The following is a 26,130-nucleotide window of genomic DNA, read 5'->3' on the forward strand; positions in this document are numbered from 1 at the left end:
CGGGGCTCGGGGCTCGGGGCTCGGGGCTCGGGGCTCGGGGCTCGGGGCTCGGGGCTCGGGGCTCGGGGCTCGGGGCTCGGGGCTCGGGGCTCGGGGCTCGGGGCCAGCGTGCGATCAGGGTCGGTGCGGCGGGTCACTGGCGTCAGCGCGGCGGGTGGTTGGGGTCGGTTGGTCGCTGTGGTGCAGGTGTGTGTGGAAGGGCGGGGTGGGGGGTGGGATCTGCCGGGTCTGGACAAGTGGCATTGATTGGTCTAGACAATATCCAGGCGGCGGCTTTCCCTGCGCGCCGCGGAGGAGGTCGTCGATGAAACACGTCCTCGTGTGTCGTCGGGTTGTTGCTGTTGTGGCGACGGCGGCGCTCGCTGTGGGTGGGCTTGCCGCCTTGGCGGGTACGGCTGGTGCGGCCAATTTGCTTGCCAACCCTGGGTTTGAGGCGGGGTCGCTGGCGGGGTGGGCTTGTTCGTCCGCTTCGGTTACGGCGAGTGGGGTTCGGTCCGGGGGGTACGCGCTTGCGGGGGCGGCTACCGCTTCCGACAACGCGCGCTGTACTCAGACGGTGTCGGTTGTGCCGGGTACCACGTATTCGGTGTCGGCGTGGGTGCGGGGGAATCCGGTGTACCTCGGGGTCACCGGGGGGCCGTCCACCTGGACGGGGGGCGCCGCGTACACCCAGCTCTCCCTGACGTTCACCACCGGCGCGGCCCAGACCAGTGCCCAGCTCTACCTGCATGGCTGGTATGGCTCCGGCACCTACTACGCCGACGACGTCAGCTTCGACGGTCCCGGCGGCGGGCCCGGCAACCCGGGCGCGCCCGCCGCTCCGGGCGCGCCGGGCGTTGGCGCGGTCAGCAACTCCTCGATCGCCCTGTCCTGGCCCTCGGTGACCGGGGCGTCGGGGTATCGGGTGTATGAGGGGCAGACGTTGCGGGCGACTGTCAGCGGCACGTCGGCGACGGTCGGTGGTCTCGCCGCCTGTTCGACGCACACCTTCGCCGTCACCGCCTACAACAGCACCGGCGAGTCCCCGCGCAGCAGCGAAACCACGGGGACGACCACCGGGTGTGTCGACAGCGGGCTGCCCAAGCACGCGCTCATCGGCTACCTGCACAGCAGCTTCGCCAACGGCTCCGGGTACGTGCGGATGGCCGACGTGCCCGACGCCTGGGACATCGTGAACCTCGCGTTCGGTGAGCCGACGTCGGTGACCTCCGGGGACATCCGGTTCAGGCTGTGCCCGGTCGCCGAGTGCCCGAACGTGGAGAGCGAGGCCGACTTCACCGCCGCGATCCGGGCCAAGCAGGCTCGCGGGAAGAAGGTGCTGATCTCCATCGGCGGGCAGAACGGCCAGGTGCAGCTGACCACGACGGCGGCGCGGGACAAGTTCGTCAGCTCGGTGTCGGCGATCATCGACCGCTACGGGCTCGACGGCCTGGACATCGACTTCGAGGGCAACTCGCTGTACCTCAACCGCGGTGACACCGACTTCCGCAACCCGACGACGCCGGTGATCGTGAACCTGATCTCGGCGCTGCGCAGCCTGAAGGCCCGCTACGGCAGCAAGTTCGTGCTGACGATGGCGCCGGAGACGTTCTTCGTCCAGGTCGGCTACCAGTTCTACGGCGGCGCGGGCGGCGGTGACAGCCGGACCGGCTCGTACCTGCCGGTGATCCACGCGATGCGCGACGCGCTGACCGTGCTCCACGTGCAGGACTACAACTCCGGGCCGGTCATGGGCTTGGACAACCAGTACCACAACATGGGCGGCGCGGACTTCCACATCGCGATGACCGACATGATCAAGGCCGGGTTCACGGTGGCCAGTACCGGGCACCGCTTCCCGGGCCTGCGGGAGGACCAGATCGCCTTCGGCCTGCCCGCCGCGGTCAGCGCGGGCAACGGCCACACCGCGCCCGCCGCTGTGCATCAGGCCCTGAACTGCCTGGCGCGCAATCAGAACTGTGGCGGGTACACGCTGCGGGGCGGTGCGTCACCGGCGATCCGCGGCCTGATGACGTGGTCGATCAACTGGGACCGGTACTACGGCTGGGAGTTCCAGAACAGCCACCGGCCGTTCCTCAACGCGCTGCCCTGACGTTGCGCAGGCGGGCGACCAGTGCGGCGGCCAGCGCGCCGAGCACGAGTCCGCCGATGCCCCACTCCCAGCGGGCGTCGCCGGTGGCCTCGGTCACCAGCGGCGTCCGCTGGGCCACGTCGACGACCGGGGCGGCCGCCGGGCTCGTGGTGGGCGCCGGTCCGGTGAGCCCGAGGGTGTGCAGCAGGGCGGTGACCTCCAGGGGGTTGTCGAGCTTGCGGCGGGTCACCGCGGGGTCGCCCGACGGGTCCATGAACGTGGTCGTCTCGACCACCGGGCCGCCGTCGGTGTCCAGTTCGACGCGGTCGCTGCGCCAGATGTGCACGTCGTGCACCAGCCAGGTGACGTTGACGTAGGAGCCGTCGTACTGCGGTTCACCGGAGACGACCCGGCCCGTGTCCAATAGGGACTGCAACCGGATGTAGGCGGTGTCGCCGTTGTAGAGAGCGGCCGCCCGCTGGTTCTCCGGCGAGGTGAGCAGGACGCTGGTCGGCCCGCCCGCGCTGGCGGGCCCGGCGGTGAGGGTCAGGCCGAGGGCGACGAGCAGGATCAGCCGGATGGCGCGCATGGGTCCTCCACGGGAGACGGTGCTGCCCCCACATACACCGCCCGGCGCCGCCGGGTTCCCGCTCAGGACTCCGCGATCGCGACCGCGTCGGCGCGCGAGAGGTCGCCTTCCAGCCGCAGCGTGATGTCGCCGGTCTGCCAGATCAGCGTCGCGCCCGCCAGCCGGGGCGGCTCGACGCGCTCGACGCCGCTGGAGTCGACCACCAGCCGGTGTGGTCCGGGCAGCCACAGCGCCTCGGCGCCGCGGACGGTGGTGAAGACGACCTGGCCGTGGACGGTCTTGGTGAAGTACGGCGACAGGGTGCCCGCGACCTGGTCGAGCCGGACGGCGCCGTCGCGCCAGGACATCGAGACCACCCGCCCGTCGGCCGAGACCTCGACGGAGGCGGGGTCGCCGAGCCGGGCGGGCACGGCGATGGGGAACACCGCCCGCGAGCGCGCCTGGTCCAGCGATCCCCCGGCCGCGGTGGGCGGTGGCGGGGCGGAGGACGGCGGCGCGCCGGTCCCCGTGCGCACGGAGACGGCGCCGAGGCCCAGCCACTCGGCGACCGCGGCCCGCACCGGCGGGGTCAGCGCGCCGACGAGCACCACGGCCGTCAGCGCTCCCACCAGGGCGCGCCAGCGCCGCGCGAGCCAGGCCGTGCCCCGGCGGCGGGGCGCGGGTTCGGCCTCGATCCTGGTCATGACGGCCGCGGTGAAGTCCTCGGTCACGGTGACTTCGAGGGAGCGGCCCAGGTCGCGGAGTTCGGTGGGGAGCGGGTCAGCAGACATGGGCGTCCTCCAACTCCACGCGCAGGGTCCGCAGGGCGCGCGAGAGCCGGGATTTCACCGTGCCGCGCGGCCAGCCCAGGACGGTCGCGGTCTCGCGCTCGTCGAGGTCGAGGAGGTAGCGGCAGGTGACGACCTGCCGGTGGCGCTCGGGCAGGGCGGCGACGGCGGCCAGCAGTTCGGCGCGGCGCTGGCGCTGCGCCGCCGAGGCCGCGGGGTCGGCCGGGAACTCCGGCTCGGCCGCCGCGGCCTCGGTCGCTCCCCTGCGCCGTCGCGAGCGCACCAGGTTGCGGGTCTCGTTGGCGACGATGCGCAGCAGCCAGGGGCGGAACGGCGCGCCGTCGCGGAAGCCGCCGAGGGCCCGGTAGGCCTTGACCAGCGATTCCTGCACGACGTCTTCGGCGTCGGCGCCCGCCCCGAACAGCAGGGCGGCGCGCAGGGCGGGACCCGCGTGGGCGCGCACCAGTTCCGCGTACGCGCCCGCGTCCCCGGCGCGCGCCCTGGTCACGGCGTCCTCGTCCAGCGTGCCTGCTCCCGTCTGGTGTGTCCGGCTTGTTTACACCGCCGGCGGGAGATCGGTTCCGGAACTCAGCGACGCAGTCCGGAGTGCAGGGCGCGGATCAGCTCCCCGTCGGTGGTGTCACCGTCCAGGGACCAGATCATGGCCCCGCCGAGGCGCCGGTCGGTGATGTAGCGGGCCTTGCGCCGCATCTCGGTGGGGTCGTCGAAGGTCCAGAAGGTGGTGCCGTCGAACAGCCAGGCGTGGCCCGCGCGGTTGTCGCGGTGGACGGTGAACTCCGAGAGCCGGGACTTGAGGACCTTGTAGTCCTCGTAGCCCGCTTCCCAGGTGGCCGGGGCGGGGCCGGTGGCGGGTTGGAACAGGCCGTCCCCGCCGCCGCTCACGCCGGTCCAGCCGCGGCTGTAGAAGGGGACGCCGAGCACGAGCTTGTCGCGGGGCGCGCCGCGGTCGAGGTAGGCGTCGATGGCGACCTGGGAGCTGAAGTCCGGGTTGTCCGGGCTGTCGGCCGGGGTGCGCACGGAGGACTGCTGGTTGGTCACCGACTCCCACCCGCCGTGGTAGTCGTAGCCCTGGACGGTGGCGAAGGTCAGGTCGCGGAAGATCTTCGAGACCTCGAAGCCGCGCTCGACCATGCCGGGGTTGGCGGGCAGGAACGCGGTGAGGTCGTAGCGGTGGCCGTGGCGGGAGAGCCGGTTGAGCTGCTTGCGGTACTCCTTGACCAGCAGGGTGAAGTTCTGCTTGTCCTCGGGGCGGATGACGTTGCCGGGGGCGGCTTCGCTGCCGGGCCACTCCCAGTCCAGGTCGATGCCGTCGAAGACGCCCGCGGCCGCGCCGGGGGCGGCGTCGGGCAGGTTGCCCTTGAGCCACATGTCGATGCAGGAGCGGACGTGCTCGGCGCGGGACTGGGGGGTCAGGGCGGCGTCGGAGAAGTACTTGGAGCCGGTCCAGCCGCCCAGGGAGATCAGCACGCGCAGGCGCGGGTTGCGCTCCTTGAGCTGGCGGAGCTGGTTGAGGTTGCCGGAGAGCGGCTGGCCCGCGACGTCGTCCTGGCCGTTGACGCTCTGTTCGGCGGTGAAGGGGCGCTGGTAGTCCGCCCACGGGTCGGCGCTGACGCAGCGACCTTGGGGGTCCAGGAAGCCGAAGGCGTAGTTGAGGTGGGTCAGGCGCGACGCGGTCCCGTTCTTGACCAGGTCGTTGACCAGGAAGTTGCGGCCGTAGCCGCTCCACTGGGTGTAGTAGCCGACCGTGCGGGGGCCGTCGTGGCCGCGGTGGGCTTGGGCGGGGGCTGCGGCCCCGAAGGTGGTCACGAGCAGCGCGGCGGTCAGCGCGCCCGCGGCCCATCTCGGTCCAGACATGCGACTCCTCTTGTATGGTCTGGACCACAGTAGGAGTTGGTCTAAACCACAGATATCGACCGAACGGCCTAATCCGGCCGTGGCCCACCTCACGAATGCGCATTCACTGCAAACTTGCACAGCGTGCACATTCGTCGGCTACCGTGGAAGCCATGAGTCTGCGGGACCGCAAGAAGCGGCAGACGCGCGGCGCGCTCGTGCGGGCCGCCTTGGAGCTGGTCGCCGACCACGGGCTGGAGAACGTCACCGTGGAGGACATCAGCCGCGCCGCCGACGTCGCCCCCCGCACGTTCTTCAACTACTTCGCCACCAAAGAGGACGCCCTGGTCGGGCCCGACCCGGAGTCCGGGCCGCGCATCCGCGCGGGCATCACCTCGGCGCCCGCCGACCGCACGCCGATGGAGGCGCTGAGCCAGGCGCTGCACGCGGAGATCACCGAGCTGGCCAGCGACCACAAGCTGTGGACGCTGCACATCGCGGTGCTCGAGCAGCACCCCGCGCTGCTGGCCAAGGCGTTCGCGGGCGGGGCCGAGGCGGAGCGCCACATCGTCGCCGGGATCGCCGAGCGCACCGGCGCCGCCGCGACCGACGCCTATCCCCTGCTGCTGGCCGCCGCCGCCTCGGCCGCCTTCCGGGTCGCGCTGACCCGGTGGTCGGCGCTGGCCGAGCCGCCGCCGCTGCCCGACCTGCTCGACGAGTGCTTCCAGCTCCTGGCCTCGGGTCTGCCCGACCCGCGCTGACCCTCACCGCCCGCACTACCGACGAGGAACGCATGACCGCCACCCAAGACCCGCCCCTGCCCGAGACGCCGGGCAAGGCTTCCCGCCGGGACATCCGCCAGGCCATGACCGGGATCATGCTCGGCATGTTCATGGCCATCCTGGCCTCGACCATCGTGGCCAACGCGCTGCCGCGCATCGTCGCCGACCTCGACGGGTCGCAGTCGGTCTACACCTGGATCATCACCACCGAGCTGCTGGCCATGACCGCCACGGTCCCCCTGTGGGGCAAGCTCGCCGACATCTACAGCCGCAAGCTGCTCATCCAGCTCTCCCTCGGCCTGTTCGTGGTCGGCTCGCTCATCGCCGGGCTCGCGCCCAACGTCGAGGTGCTCATCGCCAGCCGGATCGCCCAGGGCCTCGGCGCGGGCGGCATGACCGCGCTGGCCACGATCGTGATGGCGGCGATGATCCCGCCGCGCGAGCTGGGCCGCTACGCCGGGCTCTTCGGCGCGGTGTTCGGCGTCGGCACGATCGCCGGGCCGCTCATCGGCGGGCTCATCGTCGACACCTCCTGGCTGGGCTGGCGCTGGTGCTTCCTCATCGGCGTGCCGTTCACCCTGGCCGCGATCGTGCTCCTGCAGCGCACGCTGCACCTTCCCGTGGTCCGCAAAGAGGTCAAGATCGACTACCTGGGCGCGGCGCTGATCGTCAGCGGGGTCTCCACGCTGCTGGTGTGGTCGACGCTGGCGGGCAACCAGTTCCCGTGGGCGTCGGGCTGGACGGCGCTGATGGTGGGCGTCGGCGTGGTGCTGCTGGGCTTCGCGGTGTGGGTGGAGTCGCGGGCGGTGGACCCGATCGTGCCGCTGTCGATCTTCGCCAACCGCACGGTCACCCTGACCACGATCGCCAGCACGCTGGTGGGCGTGGCGATGTTCGGCGGCACGGTGTTCCTGTCGCAGTACTTCCAGATCGCGCTGGGCAAGACGCCGACGCAGGCGGGCCTGATGAGCCTGCCGATGATCTTCGGCCTGCTGGTGTCCTCCACCGTCGCCGGGCAGCTGATCACCAAGTGGGGCCGGTGGAAGGTGTTCCTGGTCGCCGGTGGCGCGGTGATGGTGGCGGGCATGGTGCTGCTGTCGACCATCAGCGCGCAGACGACGGTGCTGGTGGTGTCGGTGCACATGGCGATCCTCGGCGTCGGCGTCGGCCTGCTGATGCAGAACCTCGTCGTGGCGGCGCAGAACGACGTCCCGGCCAAGGACCTGGGCGCGACGACGTCGGCGCTGACGTTCTTCCGCAGCCTGGGCGGGGCGATCGGGGTCAGCGCGCTGGGCGCGGTGCTGGCCAACTCGGTCACCACCCAGATGACCGAGCGCTTCGGCGCGGTCGAGGGCGGCGGGCAGGTGCCCGACCTGGCCACCCTGCCGGAGCCGGTGCGCGCGATCGTCGCCGACATCTACGCCACCGCGACCGCCGAGCTGTTCCTCATCGGCGCGCCGATCGGGGTCGTGGCGCTGGTGGCGGTGCTGTTCATCAAGGAGAAGCCGCTCAAGACGCAGAGCGGTGACGAGCGCCTGGCCGCCGAGCTGGCCGGGCACTGAGCCGGCAGGCACTGACGAAACGCGGAGGTCGGCCGGCGATGGCCGACCCCCGCGTTTGTCCTCAATGGACAGCGCATTTGTTCACGCCAACTACCCTGTTCAGCGCACCGAAACGCGGCGAACACCGTAGGAAAAGCGCGCTGAAGCCCCCTTCGCCGCAATCTGCGTTGGTGCCAACGTCGCAGTGGCAAAACTGGCAATGGTTTTCCCCGAATACCTGGTCTAATGTCCGAAATACGTTCGCGCGGACGTGTTCGACCCCCCTGTACTCCGGTTGGCGGCCACTCCCGCCAGCCGGGACTCGCTCCGAGGGAGAACACTTCCATGGGACCTGTTCGTCGAGCCTGGCCCGCGCGCTTAGTCGCGGCGGGAGCAACAGCCATGCTCGCCACGATGGCGGTCGCCGTTCCCGCAGCCGCCGCTGAGGGCACGATCCTGTCGGCTGAGAAGCCCATCCAGGGCAGCTACATCGTCGTTTTCAAGGATTCCGTCGGCGCGCTCGGCGTCGACACGATGACCAGCGCGCTGGCCGACAAGTACGGCGCCGATGTCGACTACACCTACCGGCACGCCCTGCGCGGCTTCACCGGGGCGCTCTCGGCGAAGGCGGCGCGGCAGCTGGCCGCGGAACCGGATGTCGCCTTCGTGCAGCAGAACGGCGCGGTCAGCATCGCCGACACCCAGCCCAACCCGCCGTCCTGGGGGCTGGACCGCATCGACCAGCGGAACCTGCCCCTGGACAACAGCTACACCTATCCCAACACCGCCGCGAACGTCACCGCGTACATCATCGACACCGGCATCCGGACCACGCACAGCGACTTCGGCGGCCGGGCGTCCTGGGGCACCAACACCACCGGGGACGGCAACGACTCCGACTGCAACGGCCACGGCACGCACGTGGCGGGCACGACCGGCGGCGCGGCGCACGGCGTGGCCAAGGGTGTGCGGCTGATCGCGGTGAAGGTGCTCAACTGCCAGGGCTCGGGCTCCTTCGCCGGGGTCGCGGCGGGCATCGACTGGGTGACCGGCCATCACACCTCCGGCCCCGCGGTGGCGAACATGTCCCTCGGCGGGCAGGGCAGTGACGCCGCGACCGAGAACGCGGTGCGCAACTCCATCGCCGACGGCGTCGTGTACTCGCTGGCCTCGGGCAACTCCAACTCCGACGCCTGCAACTTCACCCCGGCGCGGGTGGCGGAGGCGATCACGGTCAACGCGAGCACGAACACCGACGCGCGGGCCTCGTTCTCCAACTGGGGCACCTGCACCGACATCTTCGCCCCCGGCCAGAACATCACCTCGGCCTGGCACACCGGCGACAGCGCCACCAACACCATCAGCGGCACGTCGATGGCCGCGCCGCACGTGGCCGGTGGGGCCGCGCTGATCCTGGGCGCGTCCCCGTCGCTGACGCCCGCGCAGGTGGCCTCCGCCATGGTCTCGGCGTCCACCCCGAACAAGATCACCAGCCCGGGGACCGGCTCGCCGAACCGGCTGCTGCACGTCAGCACCTCCACGCCGCCGACCGGGCCGAGCATCACCAACCCCGGCCCGCAGAACAGCGTCGTGGGCACCCCGGCCAGCGTGAAGCTGAGCGCGAGCGGTGGCACGGCGCCCTACACCTGGTCGGCGACCGGGCTGCCGCCCGGCATGTCGATCAACACCGCGACCGGGCAGATCTCGGGCACCCCGACCACGGAGGGCACCTACACGGTGACCGCGACGGTCACCGACAGCGGCAACCGCAGCGCCAGCACGACCTTCACCTGGACCGTCACGAAGGAGGGCGGCGGGAACTGCTCCAGCCCCGGCCAGAAGCTGGTGAACCCCGGCTTCGAGAGCGGCACGACCGGCTGGTCGAACGCCACTTGGACGATCTACCCGTGGACCGGTGTCGGCGCGCCGCGCTCGGGCACCCGCTCGTCGTGGATCGGCGGCTACGGCTACACCCAGACCGAGACGCTGCAGCAGAGCGTCACCATCCCGGCGGGCTGCACCAACTCCACCCTGTCGATGTACCTCAAGATCTCGACCGCCGAGTACGAGCCCGCCGTGTTCGACACGTTCACGGTGAAGGTCGGCTCGACCACCCTGGCGACCTACACCAACCTCAACCCGTCGGGCTACGCGCTGCGCTCGTTCAACGTCGGCGCGTTCGCGGGCCAGACGGTGACGGTCAGCTTCACCGGCGTCGAGGACTGGTCCTACGAGACCTCGTTCGTGCTCGACGACCTCGCGCTGACCGCGGGGTGATCCACAGCTGAGAAACGCCTGCCCGGCGGGGTCATCCCCGCCGGGCAGGCTGCTGTTGGTCGGTACTTCGGTCGCCGTCTAGCGGTAGACCTCGAAGGAGAACAGCGAGTAGCCCCAGACGGTGGCCCTCGTCGTCCCGTAGACGCGCACGTAGCGGCCGGAGGCGCCGAGGGCGGTCAGGTCGTCGACCCCGCCGTCACCGCCGGTCACGGTGCGCGCGGTGGTCCACGTCGTGCCGTTGGTCGAGGTCTGCACCTGGTAGGCCGAGCCGTAGGCGCCCTCCCAGGTCAGCTTGACCCGGTTCACCGGACCGGTCGCGCCCAGGTCCACCTGGATCCACTGCGGATCGGTGAACTGGCTCGACCAGCGGGTGGTGGGGCTGGCGTCCACCGCGGCCGAGGCGGGGAACGCCGCGGACTCGGTGCTGGACGCCGTGGCGGGCTTGTTCAGCGCGACGTTCTCCGACGGCGGGGCCGCCGTGCCGAAGGCGAACTCGTCGATGTCGAACAGGCTGCCCGCCCCGCCGGTGAACACCAGGTACAGCGTGTGGCTGCCCGCGGGCGGGGTGAGCGTGCCGGTGACGGTCACGAAGTTCTCCCAGCCCCCGGTCGGCGCCACCGCGACCGAGCCGAGCAGCGGGCCGGTGGCCGACCCGGTGCGCAGCGAGAGCGTGCCGCCCGCGCCCGCCGAGGCCACCCGCGCGGTGAACGAGGTGACCCCCGCCAGCGAGTACGGGGTGAAGGAGATCCAGTCGCCGTTCTCGATGTAGCCCAGGGCCTTGCCGCCCACCGCCGTGGCCTTGTCCACGACCGTGACGCCGTTCTGCGCGCCGAAGTGCTCGGCCTGGCGCACCCGCGGCTGCAGGATGGCGGTGGCCCGCGCGGTCAGCGGCGGGGTGCCGCTGTCGCTGTACTCGGCGTTGATGACCCCGAAGATGTTGGCGCTGACGTCGTGCTCGCCGTCCGCGGTGGTCTGGATGAACCCGGAGCAGCCGGTGGCGCTGGTGATCGGGTGCCCGTGGGTGTCGTGGCCGAGGATGTAGTCGACCTTCACCCTGGCGCAGTCGATCGCGGTGTCCTCGGCGTCGGTGGCCACGACCTGGAACGGCACCCGGTCGCCGAAGGTGAACGTCTGGCCGTTGCCGGGCAGCTCGATGCGCACCGTCGGCGCGCTGTTGCCCACCGAGACGGGCACGCTCGCCGACGCGGTCCTGGTGCCGTCGCTGACGGTCAGCGTCGCGGTGAAGGAGCCGTTGGCGGTGTAGGTGAAGGAGGGGTTGGCCGCGGTGGAGTCGACCGAGCCGTTGGTGGTGAAGTCCCAGGCGTAGGTGAGCGGGTCGCCGTCGGGGTCGGAGCTGCCCGCCGAGCTGAACGCCACGGTCAGCGGCGCGCGCCCGGAGGTCGGGGTGCCCGCGGCCTGGGCGACGGGCGGGCGTCCCGCGCCGCCGGTGGTGTGCTCGATGCGGTACACCGCCGAGTTGGCGTCGCCGCCGAACCAGCCGGTGCCGTAGTCCAGGACGTAGAGCGCGCCGTCCGGGCCGAACTCCATGTCCATGACCTGGGTGCCCGTCCACGGGAACGCGCTGATCGGGCCGGGGGTCGCGCCGGTGCCGATGGTCTTGATCCAGCGCCTGCCGAACTCACCGGCGAAGAACAGCCCGTCGTGCGACGCCGGGAACTTCACGCTGGAGGCCAGGTTGGCGTTGTAGCGGTAGACCGGGCCCGCCATCGGTGAGAGGCCGCCGCCGCCCAGCTCCGGCGGGCTGGAGCCGACGTAGGGCAGCCAGCCGCGCTGGGAGGCGGGCAGCGTCCGGACGCCGGTGTTGTTGGGCGAGTTGTTGGCCGGGGCGGCGCAGTTGAAGGGCGCGCCGGAGGGGCCGGACGGGAAGGTGAAGTCGACGTAGGCGTCGTTGTAGCTGGAGCAGTACGGCCAGCCGTGGAAGCCCGGGGCGGTGATCCGGCCGAACTCCACCTGGCCGGACGGGCCGCGCGTCGGGCTGGCGGTGCCCGCGTCGGGCCCGTAGTCGCCGAGGTAGACCACGCCGGTGGCCTTGTCCACGCTCATCCGGAACGGGTTGCGAAAGCCCATGGCGTAGACCTCGGGCCGGGTGTTGGCGGTGCCGGGGGCGAACATGTTGCCCGCGGGGATGGTGTAGCCGCCGCCCGCGGACGGCTTGACGCGCAGGACCTTGCCGCGCAGGTCGTTGCTGTTGGCCGAGGTGCGCTGGGCGTCGAAGGCGGGGTTGCGGCCCGCGCGCTCGTCGATGGGGGTGTACCCGCCGGAGTCGAACGGGTTGGTGTCGTCCCCGGTGGACAGGTACAGGTTGCCCGCGGCGTCGAAGTCGATGTCGCCGCCGACGTGGCAGCACATGCCGCGGCTGCTGGGCACTTCCAGGACGGTCACCGCGGAGGCGGCGTCCAGGGTGTGGTCGGCGTTGACGGTGAAGCGGGCCAGCCGGTTGACGCCGTTGAAGCGGGCGAAGTCCGCGGCGGTGCCGGTGGCGGGGGCGTCACCGGCCGGTGTGGACAGTGGTGGGGCGTAGTAGAGGTAGACCCAGCGGTTGGTGGCGAAGTTGGGGTCCGCCTTGACGCTCTGCAGGCCCTCCTCGTCGTGGGTGTAGACCGGGAGGGTCAGCGCCACCTTGGTGTTGCCGTTGACGTCGGTGTAGCGGACGGTGCCGTCGCGGGAGGTGTGCAGGACGCCCCGGTTGGGCAGCACGGTCAAGCCCATCGGCTCGCCGGTCTCCGCGACGCCCTTGGCCAGGGTGACCTGGGTGAACTGCCCGGGCGGCTGGGCGGTGCCGCAGCCGCCGGTGCCGCGGGCGGCGTAGCGGATGCCGCCGAGCAGGTGGGTGCGGAAGTTGGCCTCGGCGAAGCTCTCCTGGGTGTGGCCGCCGCCGGTGTACCAGGACCGGCCGCCGTCGTAGCCGTGGCACCAGGCGATCGGGTGGTCGGCGCCCATCGTGCCGCCGGAGTAGCTGCCCTCGTTGAGGGTGGCGAGCACGTGCACCCGCGAGCGCGGGTTGTCCCGGTAGTTGTACCACTCGTCGAAGCGGCTCCACTGCGCGGGAAGGTGCGCGGTGGAGGCGTGCTGGCGGTCCTGGACGTCCACTGTGGCCTGTTGTGGGGCCGGGTGGCTGGCGAAGTAGCTGCCGACGAGCCTGCCGTACCACGGCCAGTCGTATTCGGTGTCGGAGGCGGCGTGCACGCCCGCGTAGCCGCCGCCCGCGCGGATGTAGCGCTCGAAGGCGGCCTGCTGGGTGGCGTTGAGGACGTCGCCGGTGGTCGAGAGCCAGATCACCGCGGCGAAGCGGGCCAGGTTGGTGTCGGTGAACTGGGCGGCGTCCTCGCTGGTCTCGACGGCGAAGTTGTTCTGCTGCCCGAGTTGCTGGATGGCGGTGATGCCCGCCGGGATGGAGTCGTGGCGGTAGCCCGCGGTCTTGCTGAACACCAGGACGGTGAAGTCCGGCGCGGCTTGGGCGGTGGGGGTGATGCCCAGTGCTGCCGCGGCGACGATGCCTGCGAGAGCGATCCTGCGTTTCACGCTCGGAGCCTTCCTGTCGTGTGCGCTGTGACGACAGGCGTGCGCCGACCACGCCTTTTGGTGCGTGCCGATCATAAGCACAAGTTTTCACGTCGCGGAAGAGTCCTTGTGGGAGGCGAATGTCCGCAAGATGGCGACCAGAACAACATAACGGGACCATTCGTCGTAATGAACGCAGCCGAACAGTCTGTTGCGCATGTCAGATTTGGCTGTCAGCAATCAGAAGTCTGCTCCATTCAAGCTAAAGACGTGTGTTGATCTTCCTAATCGATCTATCTTCATGTGCACTTCGCCGCTACCAGGTTGGGTCACATACCTAAGTCGGAAGGGACGCTCGACCGCGTCGGCGGCACCTCCCCTGCGCGTTCGGAGCTTCATCCCTGGAGGTCTCAATGGTGAGACTGCTGCTGACCGCTGCCCTGACCGCCGCCGCACTCGGCGCCCCCGTCCCCGCCACCGCCCAGGCGCCATCGGCGCCGCCCACGCCATCCGCGTCCCAGTCATCCGCGTCATCCCCGTCATCAACGTCGTCAGCGCCACCCGGGGCGGCGGCGCCGATGGCCGTGGTGTGCAACAAGTTCTGCGACGGGCGCGACACCGCGCTCGCCCCCCAGGCCAGGGAGGCCGTGTCGGCCACCGTCCACGGCCGCCGGGTCTCCCTGCACTTCAACGACACCGACGCGATGGGCTGGGCCGCGGTCGCCACGGGCAGCCCCGCCGACGAGCTGTGGCTGGACCGCTCCTTCGACGGCGGCCGCACGTGGGCGTCCGGCAGCCGCCTCGGCGTCACCAGGATCGCCGCGGGCGCGACGGGCGCGCGGACGGCGATGTTCAACGTGGACGACTGGGCCAACCGGGGTGTCGGCGCGCTGCGGGCCTGCGGCAAGGCGGGCGACCGGCCGGAGGTCGCCTGCACGGCGTGGGCGCGCACCACGTGGAACGCCTGGGACCGGCGCACGGCCGCGGCCACCGCGCTGATGCAGTCCTACCGCAACGACACCGGGCTGTTCGCGGGCACCGGCTGGTGGAACTCCGCCAACGCCCTCACCGCTGTCATCGACAACATCCGCGTGTCCGGGATGGGCAGCTACCGCTACGCCATCGCCACCACCTACGACCGCAACGTCAACGCCGGGCGCGGCCAGTTCCGCAACGAGTACATCGATGACACCGGCTGGTGGGCGCTGGCCTGGGTGGCCGCCTACGACCTCACCGGCGACAGCCGCTACCTGGCGACCGCGCGGGCGGGCGCGGACTACATGCACTCCTTCTGGGACGGCGTCTGCGGCGGCGGGGTGTGGTGGCGCGACGACAGGGCCTACAAGAACGCCATCACCAACGCCCTCTACATCCAGGTCAACGCGGCGCTGCACAACCGGCTCCCCGGCGACACCGCCTACCTGGCCCGCGCGCGCGGCGGCTGGTCCTGGTTCAGCGCCAGCGGCATGATCAACGGCGCGAGCCTGGTGAACGACGGCCTCACCGCGGGCTGCCAGAACAACGGGCAGCCGACCTGGACCTACAACCAGGGCGTGATCCTGGCCGCCCTGGCCGAGCTGAACCGCGCGACCGGCGACCCCGCGCTGCTGACCCGCGCCCGGCAGTTGGCGAACGCCTCGACCGCCAACGCGGGCCTGAACCCGGGGGGCGTCCTGCGCGAGCCCTGCGAGTCGGGGTCGTGCGGGGGCGACGGGCCCTCGTTCAAGGGCGCTTACGTCCGCGGGCTCGGCGCGCTGAACGCGGCGCTGCCCGACCGCCCCTACACCACCTACCTGCGCCGCCAGGCCGACGCCGCCCACGGCAGCAACCGCACGGCGCTCGACCAGTACGGCCTGCGCTGGGCCGGGCCGTTCGACGTCAGCGACCCGGCCCGGCAGCACAGCGCCCTCGACCTGATGAACGCGGCCAGGTAAACGGCCGCCGTTCCCCGGACATGGCCCGCGCACCCGCGGGCCGACGCCCGCCCCCCACGGCCGGTGACGTGGCGGGGCGGGCAACCCTCTACAAAGGAGAGTAAGTGAAAGTGAAACTGAGGAGACTCCCGGCAGTCATCCTGGGAGTCCTGGTGGTGATAGCGGGACTCGTGCCGACCGCGGCGTCGGCGCACCCGGAGGGCCTGCACGTCCTGCTGTTCACCAAGACCGCGGCGGGCGCCTACCGGCACGACTCCATCCCGGCCGGTGTCGCCATGTTCGAGCAGATCGCCGCCGACCGCCAGTGGGAGATGACCAAGTCCGAGGACGCGGCGGTCTTCACCAACGCCAACCTGGCCACCTTCGACGTGGTCGTCATGTTCCAGACCTCCGGGATGGTCTGGGACACCGCGGCGCAGCGCACCGCGATGCAGACCTACATGCGCAACGGCGGCGGCGTGGTGGCGATCCACAACGCCACCGACATGAACATCGAGACCCAGTTCCCCTGGTGGGACCAGATGCTGGGCATGACGATGACCGCGCACTCGGCGACGGTGCCCGGCACGGCGAAGGTGGCCGACCGCAAGCACCCCTCCGGCCAGGGCTTACCGGACCGCTGGACGCGCACCGAGGAGTGGTACAACTTCAACCGCAGCGCCCGCGGCGACGTGCACGTGCTGGTCACCGCCGACGAGAGCACCTATGACCCGGGCGGCTCCAGGATGGGCGCCGACCACCCGATCTCGTGGTGCCGCAACTTCGAGGGCGGCAGGCTCTGGGCGACCGCGATGGGCCACCAGGGCTCCAGCTACTCCGAGCCGCTGTTCCGCTCGCACATCACCGGCGGCGTGGAGACCGCGGGCGGCGCGGTCGCCGCGGACTGCGGCCCGACGGTGTGGAGCAGCTTCGAGAAGACCGAGCTGGACGGCAACACCCTGGCGCCCGCGGCGCTGGAGGTCGCGCCCGACGGCCGCGTGTTCTACATCGAGTACGGCGGCAAGCTCAAGATCTACAAGCCGAGCACCCGCACGACGGTCACCGCGGCGACGCTGAGCGTCTACAGCGGCGGGGAGGACGGCCTCACCGGCCTCGCCCTCGACCCCGGTTTCGCCACGAACCGGTGGGTGTACCTGAACTACTCCCCCACCGGCAGCGCCGAGGTCGCCAGGGTCTCCCGGTTCACCATGAACGGCGACACCCTCGACCCGGCCAGCGAGAAGGTCCTGCTGACGCTGCCCGCCTCGCGCCAGTCCGAACCGGGCCACACCGGCGGCTACCTGGCCTTCGGCCCCGGCGGCAACCTCTACATCGGCGTCGGCGACGACACCGAGCCGTTCAACTCCGACGGCTACGCCCCGATCGACGAGCGGGCCGGGCGCAGCCTCTACGACGCGCAGCGCACCTCGGCCAACACCAACGACCTGCGCGGCAAGATCCTGCGCATCCACCCGGAGACCGCGGGCACCTACACCGTCCCCGCGGGCAACATGTTCGCCCCCGGCACGGCGCGGACCCGGCCCGAGATCTACGCGATGGGCTTCCGCAACCCGTTCCGGTTCAGCGTGCACCCGGTCAACGGCACCATCTACATGGCCGACTACGGCCCGGACGCCGGGTCGGACAACGCCAACCGCGGTCCCGCCGGTCTGGTGGAGTGGAACGCGATCACCTCGCCGGGCAACTACGGCTGGCCCTACTGCGTGGCCAACAACATCGCGTTCAACGACTACAACTTCGCCACCGGCGCCTCGGGCGCGAAGTTCAACTGCGCCGCCCCGGTGAACAACTCGCCCAACAACACCGGCCTGACCACCCTCCCGGCTTCCCGCGCGGCGACGGTCTGGTACGGCAACGGCGCCAACGGCAACGCGTTCCCGGAGATGGGCAGCGGCGGTGAGGCGCCGATGGCGTTCCCGATCTACCGCTACGACGCGAACAACCCCTCGCCCACCAAGTTCCCCGCCTACTTCGACCAGACGCCGTTCTTCGGCGAGTGGGCGCGCAACAGGATGTTCGAGTTCCGGCTGGACTCCGGCGGGAACCTGCTGAAGATAAACAACTTCCTGTCGTCGATGTCGTTCAAGTCGCCGATGGACATGAAGTTCGGCCCCGACGGGTCGATGTACCTGCTGGAGTGGGGTTCGGGCTTCGGCAGGGACAACCCCGACTCCGGGCTGCACCGCATCGACTACAGCGGTGGCGAGCGCAGTCCGGTGGCCCGCGCCTCGGCCACGCCCGCCTCGGGCACCTCCCCGCTGACGGTGGCCTTCTCCAGCGCCGGTTCCAGCGACCCGGAGGGCGGCGCGCTGACCTACCGGTGGACCTTCGGCGACGGCGGCACCTCCACCGCGGCGAACCCCTCGCACACCTACACCGCCCGCGGGCAGTTCAACGCCCAGCTCACGGTGACCGACCCGACCGGCAAGACCGGGGTGGCCAACGTGACGGTCACCTCGGGCAACACCGCGCCCGCGGTCCGGTTCACCAGCCCGGTCCACGGCGGCATGTTCGACTTCGGCGACAGCGTCGCGTACTCGCTCAGCGTGACCGACCCCGAGGACGGCACGGTCGACTGCACGAAGGTGATCACCCAGCCCGCGCTCGGCCACGACCAGCACGCGCACCCGATCAACCAGATCCCCGGCTGCTCGGGGGTCATCCCCATCCAGAGCGACGGCGGCCACGGCGCGGAGGCGAACCTGTTCTACGTCGCCGACGCCACCTACACCGACCGGGGCGCCACCGGGGTGCCCGCGCTGACCGGCCGCACCCAGGTGTTGCTGCAGCCCAAGCACAAGCAGGGCGAGCACTACACCAACTCCTCCGGCATCCGCGTGGTGTCGCAGGCGGGCGCGGAGGCGGGCTCCCGGATCGGCGACATCGACAACAACGACTGGATCTCCTACAGCCCGGTGAACCTGACCGGCATCGACCAGGTGTCGTTCCGGGTGTCCTCGCCCACCGGGGGCGGCTCGATCGAGCTGCGCGCCGGGTCGCCGACCGGCGCGCTCGTCGCGTCGTCGCCGGTGCCGAGCACCGGGGGCTGGGACACCTACGTCAGCCTGCCGCCGGTCCCGGTGTCCAGGCCGAGTGGCACCACGGAGCTGTTCGCGGTGTTCAAGATGACCACGAACCGGATCTACGACCTGGACTCGGTGCGGTTCGTCGGCCAGGGCGTCGGCACCGGCACGGGCGGCGCGCGGCAGATCGTGGGCATCGGCGGCAAGTGCGTCGACGTCAACGGCGGCGCGTCGACCGACGGCGCGAAGGTCCAGCTGTGGACGTGCAGCGGCCAGGCGAACCAGAAGTGGACCGTCAGCGGCTCCACGATCTCGGCGCTGGGCAAGTGCCTTGACGTCAACGGCGGCAGCACCGCGGACGGCGCGATCGTTCAGCTGTGGACGTGCAACGGCACCGCCGCCCAGAACTGGACGGTCCAGGCCGACGGCACGATCCGCAACGCGGGCAAGTGCCTCGACGCCACCGGCGCCAGCTCGGCCGACGGCACCCAGCTGATCATCTGGACCTGTGGCGGCGGCGCCAACCAGAGGTGGGCGCTCTCCTGACCTGGGGGAGGCTGGTGGCCCGGCGCTCAACGACGAGCACCGGGCCACCGGTCCTCAGCGGGTGGCCAACCGAGCGGCCGGGGCTGGACGGGCTTGGCCACGACCGCGGCTTTCCGGTGCTCGCGGCCTTGCCGCGCTTGCCCAGTCCGCGGGCGGTCCGACGAACTCCGCCAGGGACCTCACCTCAGGGCGTCCGCGATCAGGTCCCGCACCGTCGTGGCCTGCTCACCGCGCAGCTCGGGCAGGAGGCTGCGCACCTCGGCCAGCCGGACGGCGGCGTCGCCGTCGCGGCCCGCGCGCAGGTCGAGCGCGGCCAGCCGGGCCAGGCCACGGGCGATCCCCGCCGGGTCGCGCAGCGCGCGGTAGGCGGCCACCGCCTTCGTGAACTCGACCGCGGCCTCGCCGTGGTTCTCGGCTGTCATCAGCAGGAGGCCGCCAAGCTCGCGCAGCTCGGCCGCCTCATCCCGTCGACCCCGCTCGCCTGCCCGGCTGCCCACGTCGGCGACCAGGTGGACCATCTCCGCCAGCCAGAGCATGGACCCGGTCCCGTGGAGCCGCATCACGTTGCGCGCGGCCTCCGCCATGGCGTCGATGTCGCCGGTCTCGGCCGCCAGTTTCGCCGTCGTGGCCCACATCCGCATGGCAGCCTCGCTGCCCTGCTGCTCCAGCACGCTGGCCAGGTGCTGGTTCGCGAGCAGGCGGAGTTCCGGGCGCGCCGGGACGCGGGCCGCCGACCTGAGCAGCGCCTCGGCCCTGCGCATCCGGCCATGCCTGCGCTCCAGCACCGAGAGGTCGACCGCGGTCTCCAGCCAGGCCGGTGAGCCCTCCTCGGCCGTGTCGAGCGCCGTCTCCAGCATCTGGCGAGCGGACCCGTCGCGGTTCATGGCGACGAGCACCTGGGCGAGCACGCGCCGGGCGGTGACCTCCTGCTCGCCGTCGGCGATGCCGAGCGCGCCGCTCAGGAGCTCCTCGGCCACCGGCAGGTCCCCGACCAGCCAGAGCGACCGGCCGAGCAGCATCAGCAGCGGGAAGCGCTCGACGGCGTCCATCGGGACCACGTCGAGGGCCGAGGCGAGGACGTCGGCCGCCGCCAGATAGTCACCGGTCTCGAACGCGATCCGGCCCTGCAGCAGCCACAGGCTCACCGGGTCGGCGGGCATCAGCGCGGCGGCCTCGTCGGCGATGACGCCCGCCGCCTCGGCGCCGTCGTGGTCCAGCATCCAGTACCCCGCCGCGACCAGCGCGGACGCCCAGTGGGCGCGGTCGTCGGTCACCGTGCGGGAAAGGGCGAGGAGGACGCCCGCGGCGACCTCCTCGGCCGGGCCGCCGCGGTCCACCAGGGCTTGGTGGTGGCCGAGCACGGCCGCGGGCCTGCTCCTGTCCCCGACCACCGGGATGAGCAGCCTGCCGACCTCGGACTCCCGCTGGGCGAGGGTGAAGTGCTCCACCAGGTCGACCACGCCGGGCTGGGGCCGCTCCGCGTCCACCACCACCACGTGCCGGGCTTCGAGCAGGGCCGCGCGGACCGAGGACGTCGCCGCCACCCGGAGGCCGAAGGCGGCCAGGGCGTCGCGGATCTCCTCGGCGCGGCGGCTGGAACCGTGCACGTAGACGTCGGATGGGGAGAGCTCGGTGGTGCGCAGGCGGTCGCGGGCGGTGTGGACGTAGGTGTCGCGGCTGGAGGCGAGGACGTCGGCGTCGGTCAGGCCGTGGGCGAGGAGGGCGGCGATGTTGTCCAGGTAGTGGGTGACCATCTCCGGGTTGTCGCTGTTCTCGGTGACGGCGGGCAGGTCCTCGCCGAAGCTCCAGTACGGCAGGTACGGGATCGTGGTGCGCTCGATCATGCTCAGCTTGCCGACGTTCTGCGGCAGCCAGGTGTCGTAGAGGCCCGCGGAGCAGCGGGTGATCTCCTCGCGCCAGTGGCGGGCGCGCTCGTACTCCTCGCGGGCGTCGAAGCGGGAGACGATGGGCAGGACGAGCAGGCCCGCCTTGTCGTAGGGCAGGTGGTCGCGGGTGGCGGCGGCCCGGCGGGCGACGTCCATGGCGCCGTCGAGGTTCTGGCGGTTCGGGGTCAGGCACAGGACCAGGACGTCCGGGAGCTGGGCGGTGCAGATGCCGCCGATGTCGGTGATGCCGGTGCGGCTGTCGATCAGCACGTGGTCGTACTCAGCGCGCATCTCCTTGGCCATCAGCTCGAAGCGCCAGCCCAGGTTGTGCTCGGCGTACAGCTCCGGCCAGGAGATGGACTGGACGCGGTCGACGTAGCTGTCGTCCATGCGGCCCGCGGGCATCAGGCGCAGCCCGTCGATGCCGTCGATGGGCACCGGCACGACGGCGTCGCGCCAGTCGACCGGGCCTTCCTTGGCGGCGGTCGCCAGCTCGACCACGCCCGACGTCGGCGCGGCGGGCAGCCACGGGCGGAAGTAGGTGTGCAGGCCGGGGGCCTCCAGGTCCCAGTCGACGCAGAGGACGCGGTTGCCCCAGCGGGCGAGCTGGACGGCGACGTTGGCCAGGCAGAACGAGCGACCGACGCCGCCCTTGTAGGAGTAGAAGGTCGCGATCACGGCGTCCTCACAGCCTGGGCAGGGTGCCCGTGGGCAGCTCGGCGGGCGGGTCCGGGCGCAGCGGCGGCCACGCCGAGTCCCACGGCGGGACGTCGTCGATGCGGGCGGCGATGTCGCGGGCCAGGACCTGGACCGCGGCGTAGAAGTCCACGTAGGCGGGGGTGCGGCTGAAGGCGTCGTAGTGCAGGGGCACGTTCCAGGCGGTGAAGTCGCGCATCATGACGCACGCGGCCTCTGGCGGGAAGTGCCTGCCGTCGGCGTAGCGGACGCCGTGGATGAGGTTCTTCGGGTTGTTCGAGGTGCCCAGGCCGAGGGCCTGGTTGCGGGCGTCCATGCTCGCCCACTCCGCCAGGCACCACGACGAGCGGAAGTACGGCGGGGACAGCACGGCGACCATGACCCGCGAGCGCAGCAGGGAGCGCTCCAGGTTCGGCGGCCAGGACACGCCGGTCTCCTGCTCCCAGTCCACGTGCAGGGTGGGCTCGCGGCCCATCTCGTTGTCCAGGGAGTCCTTCAGCGCCGGGTAGAAGTTCTCCTTCACCCACGTGCCCGCCCCGGCCTTGCGCGTGTAACTGATGAACACGTCGTACTCGTAGCCCACCCGTGCTCCCTGACCGCCGTACCGTGATCGACAGCGTCCCACACGCAACCTCGGGTGCGGCCCCTTCCGTCTTGGCGGTCATGAGGACTCTTGTCGGTGTCGTGGTTCTGCTGATGGCTCTGTCGGCCTGCGGGGGCGGCACGCCTGTGGGCATCTCGCCGGGTGGGGCGGGGCCGAGAGGGGTGTTCGTCAGCCAATCGGGTCACCAGCTGGTCGGGGACACCGCTGTCCGGCTGGACTTCACCGATGACGGCAGGCTGCTGGCGGGCGCCGGGTGCAACACGATGAGCGGGCGGGTCGAGACCGGGGGCGGCAAGGTCGTGGTGTCCGAGCTGTCGGTCACCGAGATGGGCTGCGACGGGGCCCTCCACGCCCAGGACGAGTGGTTGGCGGGCTTCCTGTCGGCGTCGCCGGAATGGCGCGTCGACGGTGAGCGGCTGGTGCTGACCGGTGAGGGCACCGAGCTGGTGCTGGGCCGCGAGGCGCTGCCGCCGCTGCTGAACACCGACTGGGTGGTGGACACCGTCGTGGCGGGCGAGGTCGCCTCCTCCACGCCGGGCGGGGCCTCGCTGCGGTTCGGCGCGGACACCGTGGCCATCGACACCGGCTGCAACACCGGGTCGGCGGGCTACCGGCTCAGCGGCGCGGCGGTCGTGTTCGAGCAGCCGGTGCTCACCCGGATGGCGTGCGCGCCGGAGGTGATGGAGCTGGAAGACGCCATGGTCGCCGTGCTGGACGGCCGGGTGGAGCTGGCCGTCGACGGGCAGACGATGACGTTGCTGAAGAACAACAAGGGAATCCGCCTGCGCGCCACCTGAAATCGGGTGATTGTCGCCTCATTCAGGTGGTAGTAAGCTATTGCGTCGTTTGGCCTGTACCAATTGGGGTATTTACCCGGGATGATGTGAGTCCGCTACGAAAGGGGACGTCCCGGGTGAACGGCCGCGTGGGGATCATCGACATTGGCTCGATGTCGGCCTGTTTGCAGTGGGCGGACGACGGGCCGCTGACGGCGGCCTACAAGTACCCGACCAGGCTGGGCCGCGAGATCCGGCCGGACGGCTCCCTGAGCCCGCGCGGTGTGCGCCGGGTGGTGCGGGCGGCGCGGGCCACCGTCACCGTCGCGCGGGAGGCGGGGGTGCGGGAGCTGTTCTGCTTCGCCACGGCGTCGGTGCGCGACGCGGTGAACTGCGCCGAGGTCGTCGACGCGGTGTACCAGGCGGTGGGCGTGCGGCTGCAGTTCCTGACCGGTCCGCAGGAGGGCTGGCTGACCTACCACGCCGCGCGGCAGTGGACGGGGGAGGCGGGCCGGATGCTGCTGCTCGACGTCGGCGGCGGCACCAGCGAGATCGTGATGGGCGCCGATGCCGTCCCCGAGCTGACCCTGTCGCTGCCCTTGGGGGCGGGCACGCTGACCCGCACGTTCCTGCCCGGCGACCCGCCTACGGACAAGGACCTGCGCCGCCTCAAGCGCCACGTGCGCCACTCCTTGGACGAGCTGCCCGAGAGCTCGGAGTTCGAGCGCGCCGTGGCCGCGTCCCGCATCCTGCAGCAGCTGGGCCGCCTGGCGGGCTCGCCGCCCAAGCGGGCGGGCGGGCGCAAGCGCCAGGTCCTGCGACTGTCCGATCTGGACAAGTGGATTCCGCGCCTGGCCGAGATGCCCGCGTCCCGGCGCGCCCGGCTGCGCGGGATCTCCACCGCCCGCGCGCCCTACATCCTGGCGGGCGCGGTCGTGGCCCGCACCGTCATGCGGTCGCTCGAAGTGTCCGAAGTGGAGTTATGCCCCTGGACGCTGCGCGAAGGCATCCTGCTGCACCACCTCGACGGACGCCGCGCCGCGGAGGCACTGCCGCTGGCCCCGCTGCGCCTGCGCTGAGAGGAGACCGACCATGCCCGCTCCCCTGCCCCAGGACCGCGGTGGCGCGCCCCGGCGCGCCCTGGTCACCGGCTCCGACTCCGAGATCGGCCGGGCCACCGCGGTGGCGCTCGCCCGCGTCGGCGTCGACGTGGGCATCACCTGGCACACCGACCGCGACGGCGCCGAGACCACCGCCAGGGAGGTCGAGGAGGCGGGCGCGCGGGCGGTGGTGACCCGCCTGGACCTCACCGACCTGCCCACGGCCGCAGGCGCCGTCGACGAGGTGGCCGAGCGGCTCGGCGGGCTGGACGTGCTGGTCAACGCCGCGGGCACCGGCTCGTCCACCCCGCTGCTGGACATGGGCTTCGAGGAGTGGCGCACGGTCCTGGACGTCGACCTCAACGGCGCCTTCCTGTGCGCGCAGCGGGCCGCCTGGCACATGGTCGACGGCGGGCGCGGCGGGCGGATCATCAACATCACCAGCGTGCACGAGCACGCCCCGCGGGTGGGCGCCGGTCCGTACTGCGTGGCCAAGGCGGGCCTGGGCATGCTGACCAAGGTGCTGGCCGTGGAGCTGGCCCCGCACGGCATCACCGTGAACTCGGTGGCCCCCGGCGAGATCTCCACGCCGATGACCGGCCAGGCGGACGTCGACCCGCGCGAGCAGGCCCGGCCGGGCTACCCGCTGGGCAGGCCGGGCCACGCCCACGAGGTCGCCGCGGTGATCGCCTTCCTGGCCACCCCCGCCGCGGGCTACGTCACCGGCGCGTCGTACGTCGTCGACGGCGGCATGCTGCTGATGGGCCCGCAGGCCAGCGGCGCCCTGCCGGACGACTCCTGGCGCACCCCCTGACGCCCAGCCTCCGTTTCCCCGGCGCCCAACCCGGACGCTGAGCCCGCAGCCCGCTCAATCCGCAGCCCGCTCAATCCGCAGCCCGCTCAGCCCGCAGCCTGCTCATGCCGAGGTGTATCCCGCTTCCACGGGCGTCAGCCCCGCGGTGTGCAGGGCGAGCATGGCGGCGACGGCGGCGGGGCCCGCCGGGGCGGCGGCCCGCTGCAGCTCGGAGCCGGTGCCGCGGCTGAACAGGTCCTCGAGGCCGGTGGTGACCGCGCCCAGCTCGCCGGACTCGGCCAGCGCCGGGCGGACGCGGTGCAGCAGGGCGGCGAGCCGCTTGCGCGCGGAGGTCCGAAGGCCGGTGACCGGGTCGACGGCCGCGCCGTCCAGGCCGAACCGCCCGGCCGCCCAGGTCGCGGCGGACACGCTCTGCGGGTCCGGCCGGGGCGCGGGGACGCCCGCGGCCAGGTCGTCGGCCGCGGCGACGACCAGCGCCCGGCAGAGGGTGGCGATCAGCGTGGCGTCGGCCGGGGTGGGCACGGAGTCGGCGACGCGGACCTCGATGGTCGGCAGGTGGGGGGACAGCCGGGCCTGCCAGAAGGTGATCCGGTCGTCGACGAGGGTGCCGCACTCGACGAGCCGGGCGATCTGGCGGTCGTGGTCGGCTGCGGAGTCCACCCAGGGCGGTGGGCCGTAGGTCGGCATCCCGGCCTGGATGAGGCTGCGCAGGCTGGAGAACTCGACGGCGCGGCCCTGGCGCATCGGGGAGTTCGCCGAGAGCGCCAGCAGCGTGGGCAGCCAGGGCGTGAGGTGGTTGAGCAGCGCCGCGGCCACGTCGCGGTCGGGCACGCCGACGTGGACGTGCAGGCCGCAGCACTGGTAGTCGGCGAACATGGCGCCGTAGTGCTCGCCGACGCGCGCGTAGCGGGGTCCCGGGTTCAGCCGGACGGGTTCGGTGGCCACGATCGGGGCGCCGGTGGCCACCAGCAGGGCACCGTGGCCCGCGGCGAGCTCGGCGAGGCGGGCGCGGGCCTGGGCGAGCTGGGCGGCGGCCTCAGCGGCGGTGTGGCAGACGCCGGTGGCGATCTCGATCTGGCTGCGGGCGAACTCGTGCTGGGGCTGCCACAGCCCTCCATCGCACTGGTCCGCCTCGCATTGGTCCACGATGTCCGGGCCGCAGGCGGCTGGCTCGGCGGTGTGGGGGTCGACCAGCAGGAACTCTTCCTCGATGCCGATGGTGGCGCCCGCGTCGGCGCGGTTCCGGTGCTTGGTGGTGGGCATGGCTGCTCCGATCCTCGCCAAAGGCGGCTCCCCATCATGGTGCGACGACGCGGGGTCGGCGGCACAACAGAATGGATACCCGACT

The 26,130-nt window shown here is 71.8% G+C and carries 17 protein-coding genes; 9 read left to right on the top strand and 8 right to left on the bottom strand.

Annotated elements, in window-relative coordinates:
• The first annotated feature begins 364 nt into the window (after positions 1-364).
• Positions 365-2,092 carry a chitinase gene (locus tag ACTG9Q_RS11760; RefSeq protein WP_455572743.1) on the top strand — a complete coding sequence of 576 codons (1,728 nt, stop codon included), beginning with the start codon at positions 365-367 and terminating at the stop codon, positions 2,090-2,092.
• Here the strand turns inward: ACTG9Q_RS11760 and ACTG9Q_RS11765 are convergent.
• The 4 genes from ACTG9Q_RS11765 to ACTG9Q_RS11780 form a co-directional block, all read right to left on the bottom strand.
• Positions 2,076-2,660, bottom strand: coding sequence for a hypothetical protein (locus ACTG9Q_RS11765; protein WP_455572744.1), 585 nt, complete (start codon positions 2,658-2,660; stop codon positions 2,076-2,078). The two genes, ACTG9Q_RS11760 and ACTG9Q_RS11765, sit on opposite strands and share 17 nt — an antisense overlap.
• Positions 2,661-2,722: 62 nt before the next feature.
• Positions 2,723-3,430 (bottom strand): hypothetical protein, encoded by a 708-nt coding sequence (locus ACTG9Q_RS11770; protein ID WP_455572745.1) that lies wholly within the window; start codon positions 3,428-3,430, stop codon positions 2,723-2,725.
• On the bottom strand, positions 3,420-3,935 hold the full coding sequence (locus ACTG9Q_RS11775; protein WP_455572746.1) for an RNA polymerase sigma factor: 516 nt from the start codon (positions 3,933-3,935) through the stop codon (positions 3,420-3,422). The genes ACTG9Q_RS11770 and ACTG9Q_RS11775 overlap by 11 nt, the downstream gene beginning before the upstream one ends.
• A gap of 80 nt (positions 3,936-4,015) precedes the next feature.
• A complete protein-coding gene (locus tag ACTG9Q_RS11780; protein ID WP_455572747.1) occupies positions 4,016-5,302 on the bottom strand; it encodes a glycoside hydrolase family 18 protein in 1,287 nt (428 codons plus the stop codon).
• A gap of 152 nt (positions 5,303-5,454) precedes the next feature.
• On the opposite strand from ACTG9Q_RS11780, the gene ACTG9Q_RS11785 reads away from it, so the two are divergent.
• From ACTG9Q_RS11785 to ACTG9Q_RS11795, 3 genes are all read left to right on the top strand, one after another.
• Positions 5,455-6,042, top strand: coding sequence for a TetR/AcrR family transcriptional regulator (locus ACTG9Q_RS11785; RefSeq protein WP_455572748.1), 588 nt, complete (start codon positions 5,455-5,457; stop codon positions 6,040-6,042).
• Positions 6,043-6,074: 32 nt separating this feature from the next.
• Positions 6,075-7,625 (top strand): MDR family MFS transporter, encoded by a 1,551-nt coding sequence (locus tag ACTG9Q_RS11790; RefSeq protein WP_455572749.1) that lies wholly within the window; start codon positions 6,075-6,077, stop codon positions 7,623-7,625.
• Positions 7,626-8,006: 381 nt separating this feature from the next.
• Positions 8,007-9,881, top strand: a complete 1,875-nt coding sequence (locus ACTG9Q_RS11795) for a S8 family peptidase (RefSeq protein WP_455572750.1) — start codon at positions 8,007-8,009, stop codon at positions 9,879-9,881.
• Positions 9,882-9,959: 78 nt separating this feature from the next.
• On the opposite strand, the gene ACTG9Q_RS11800 is transcribed toward ACTG9Q_RS11795, so the two are convergent.
• Complete coding sequence (locus ACTG9Q_RS11800) at positions 9,960-13,424, bottom strand: ThuA domain-containing protein (protein WP_455572751.1); 3,465 nt, start codon at positions 13,422-13,424, stop codon at positions 9,960-9,962.
• A 557-nt stretch (positions 13,425-13,981) separates the two neighbouring features.
• Here ACTG9Q_RS11800 and ACTG9Q_RS11805 point away from each other — a divergent pair.
• Entirely contained in the window at positions 13,982-15,337 is a 1,356-nt protein-coding gene (locus tag ACTG9Q_RS11805) for a glycoside hydrolase family 76 protein (RefSeq protein WP_455573077.1), read from the top strand.
• 152 nt (positions 15,338-15,489) lie between these two features.
• Positions 15,490-18,906 carry a ThuA domain-containing protein gene (locus tag ACTG9Q_RS11810; protein ID WP_455572752.1) on the top strand — a complete coding sequence of 1,139 codons (3,417 nt, stop codon included), beginning with the start codon at positions 15,490-15,492 and terminating at the stop codon, positions 18,904-18,906.
• A gap of 179 nt (positions 18,907-19,085) precedes the next feature.
• On the opposite strand, the gene ACTG9Q_RS11815 is transcribed toward ACTG9Q_RS11810, so the two are convergent.
• Both ACTG9Q_RS11815 and ACTG9Q_RS11820 read right to left on the bottom strand, forming a co-directional pair.
• A complete protein-coding gene (locus tag ACTG9Q_RS11815) occupies positions 19,086-21,470 on the bottom strand; it encodes a KGGVGR-motif variant AAA ATPase (protein ID WP_455572753.1) in 2,385 nt (794 codons plus the stop codon).
• A 7-nt stretch (positions 21,471-21,477) separates the two neighbouring features.
• Positions 21,478-22,071, bottom strand: coding sequence for a TIR domain-containing protein (locus ACTG9Q_RS11820; protein ID WP_455572754.1), 594 nt, complete (start codon positions 22,069-22,071; stop codon positions 21,478-21,480).
• A gap of 182 nt (positions 22,072-22,253) precedes the next feature.
• Here ACTG9Q_RS11820 and ACTG9Q_RS11825 point away from each other — a divergent pair, with 182 nt between their 5' ends.
• The 3 genes from ACTG9Q_RS11825 to ACTG9Q_RS11835 all read left to right on the top strand — a co-directional run bounded on the left by ACTG9Q_RS11825 (position 22,254) and on the right by ACTG9Q_RS11835 (position 24,782).
• Positions 22,254-22,889, top strand: a complete 636-nt coding sequence (locus tag ACTG9Q_RS11825) for an META domain-containing protein (RefSeq protein ID WP_455572755.1) — start codon at positions 22,254-22,256, stop codon at positions 22,887-22,889.
• A gap of 116 nt (positions 22,890-23,005) precedes the next feature.
• Entirely contained in the window at positions 23,006-23,947 is a 942-nt protein-coding gene (locus ACTG9Q_RS11830; RefSeq protein ID WP_455572756.1) for a Ppx/GppA phosphatase family protein, read from the top strand.
• A gap of 13 nt (positions 23,948-23,960) precedes the next feature.
• Positions 23,961-24,782 (top strand): SDR family oxidoreductase, encoded by an 822-nt coding sequence (locus ACTG9Q_RS11835; protein ID WP_455572757.1) that lies wholly within the window; start codon positions 23,961-23,963, stop codon positions 24,780-24,782.
• A 102-nt stretch (positions 24,783-24,884) separates the two neighbouring features.
• Here the strand turns inward: ACTG9Q_RS11835 and ACTG9Q_RS11840 are convergent, their stop codons facing one another.
• A complete protein-coding gene (locus tag ACTG9Q_RS11840; RefSeq protein ID WP_455572758.1) occupies positions 24,885-26,045 on the bottom strand; it encodes a carboxylate-amine ligase in 1,161 nt (386 codons plus the stop codon).
• Between the last annotated feature and the right edge of the window lie 85 nt (positions 26,046-26,130).

It is taken from the genome of Actinokineospora lacus, from assembly GCF_053813445.1.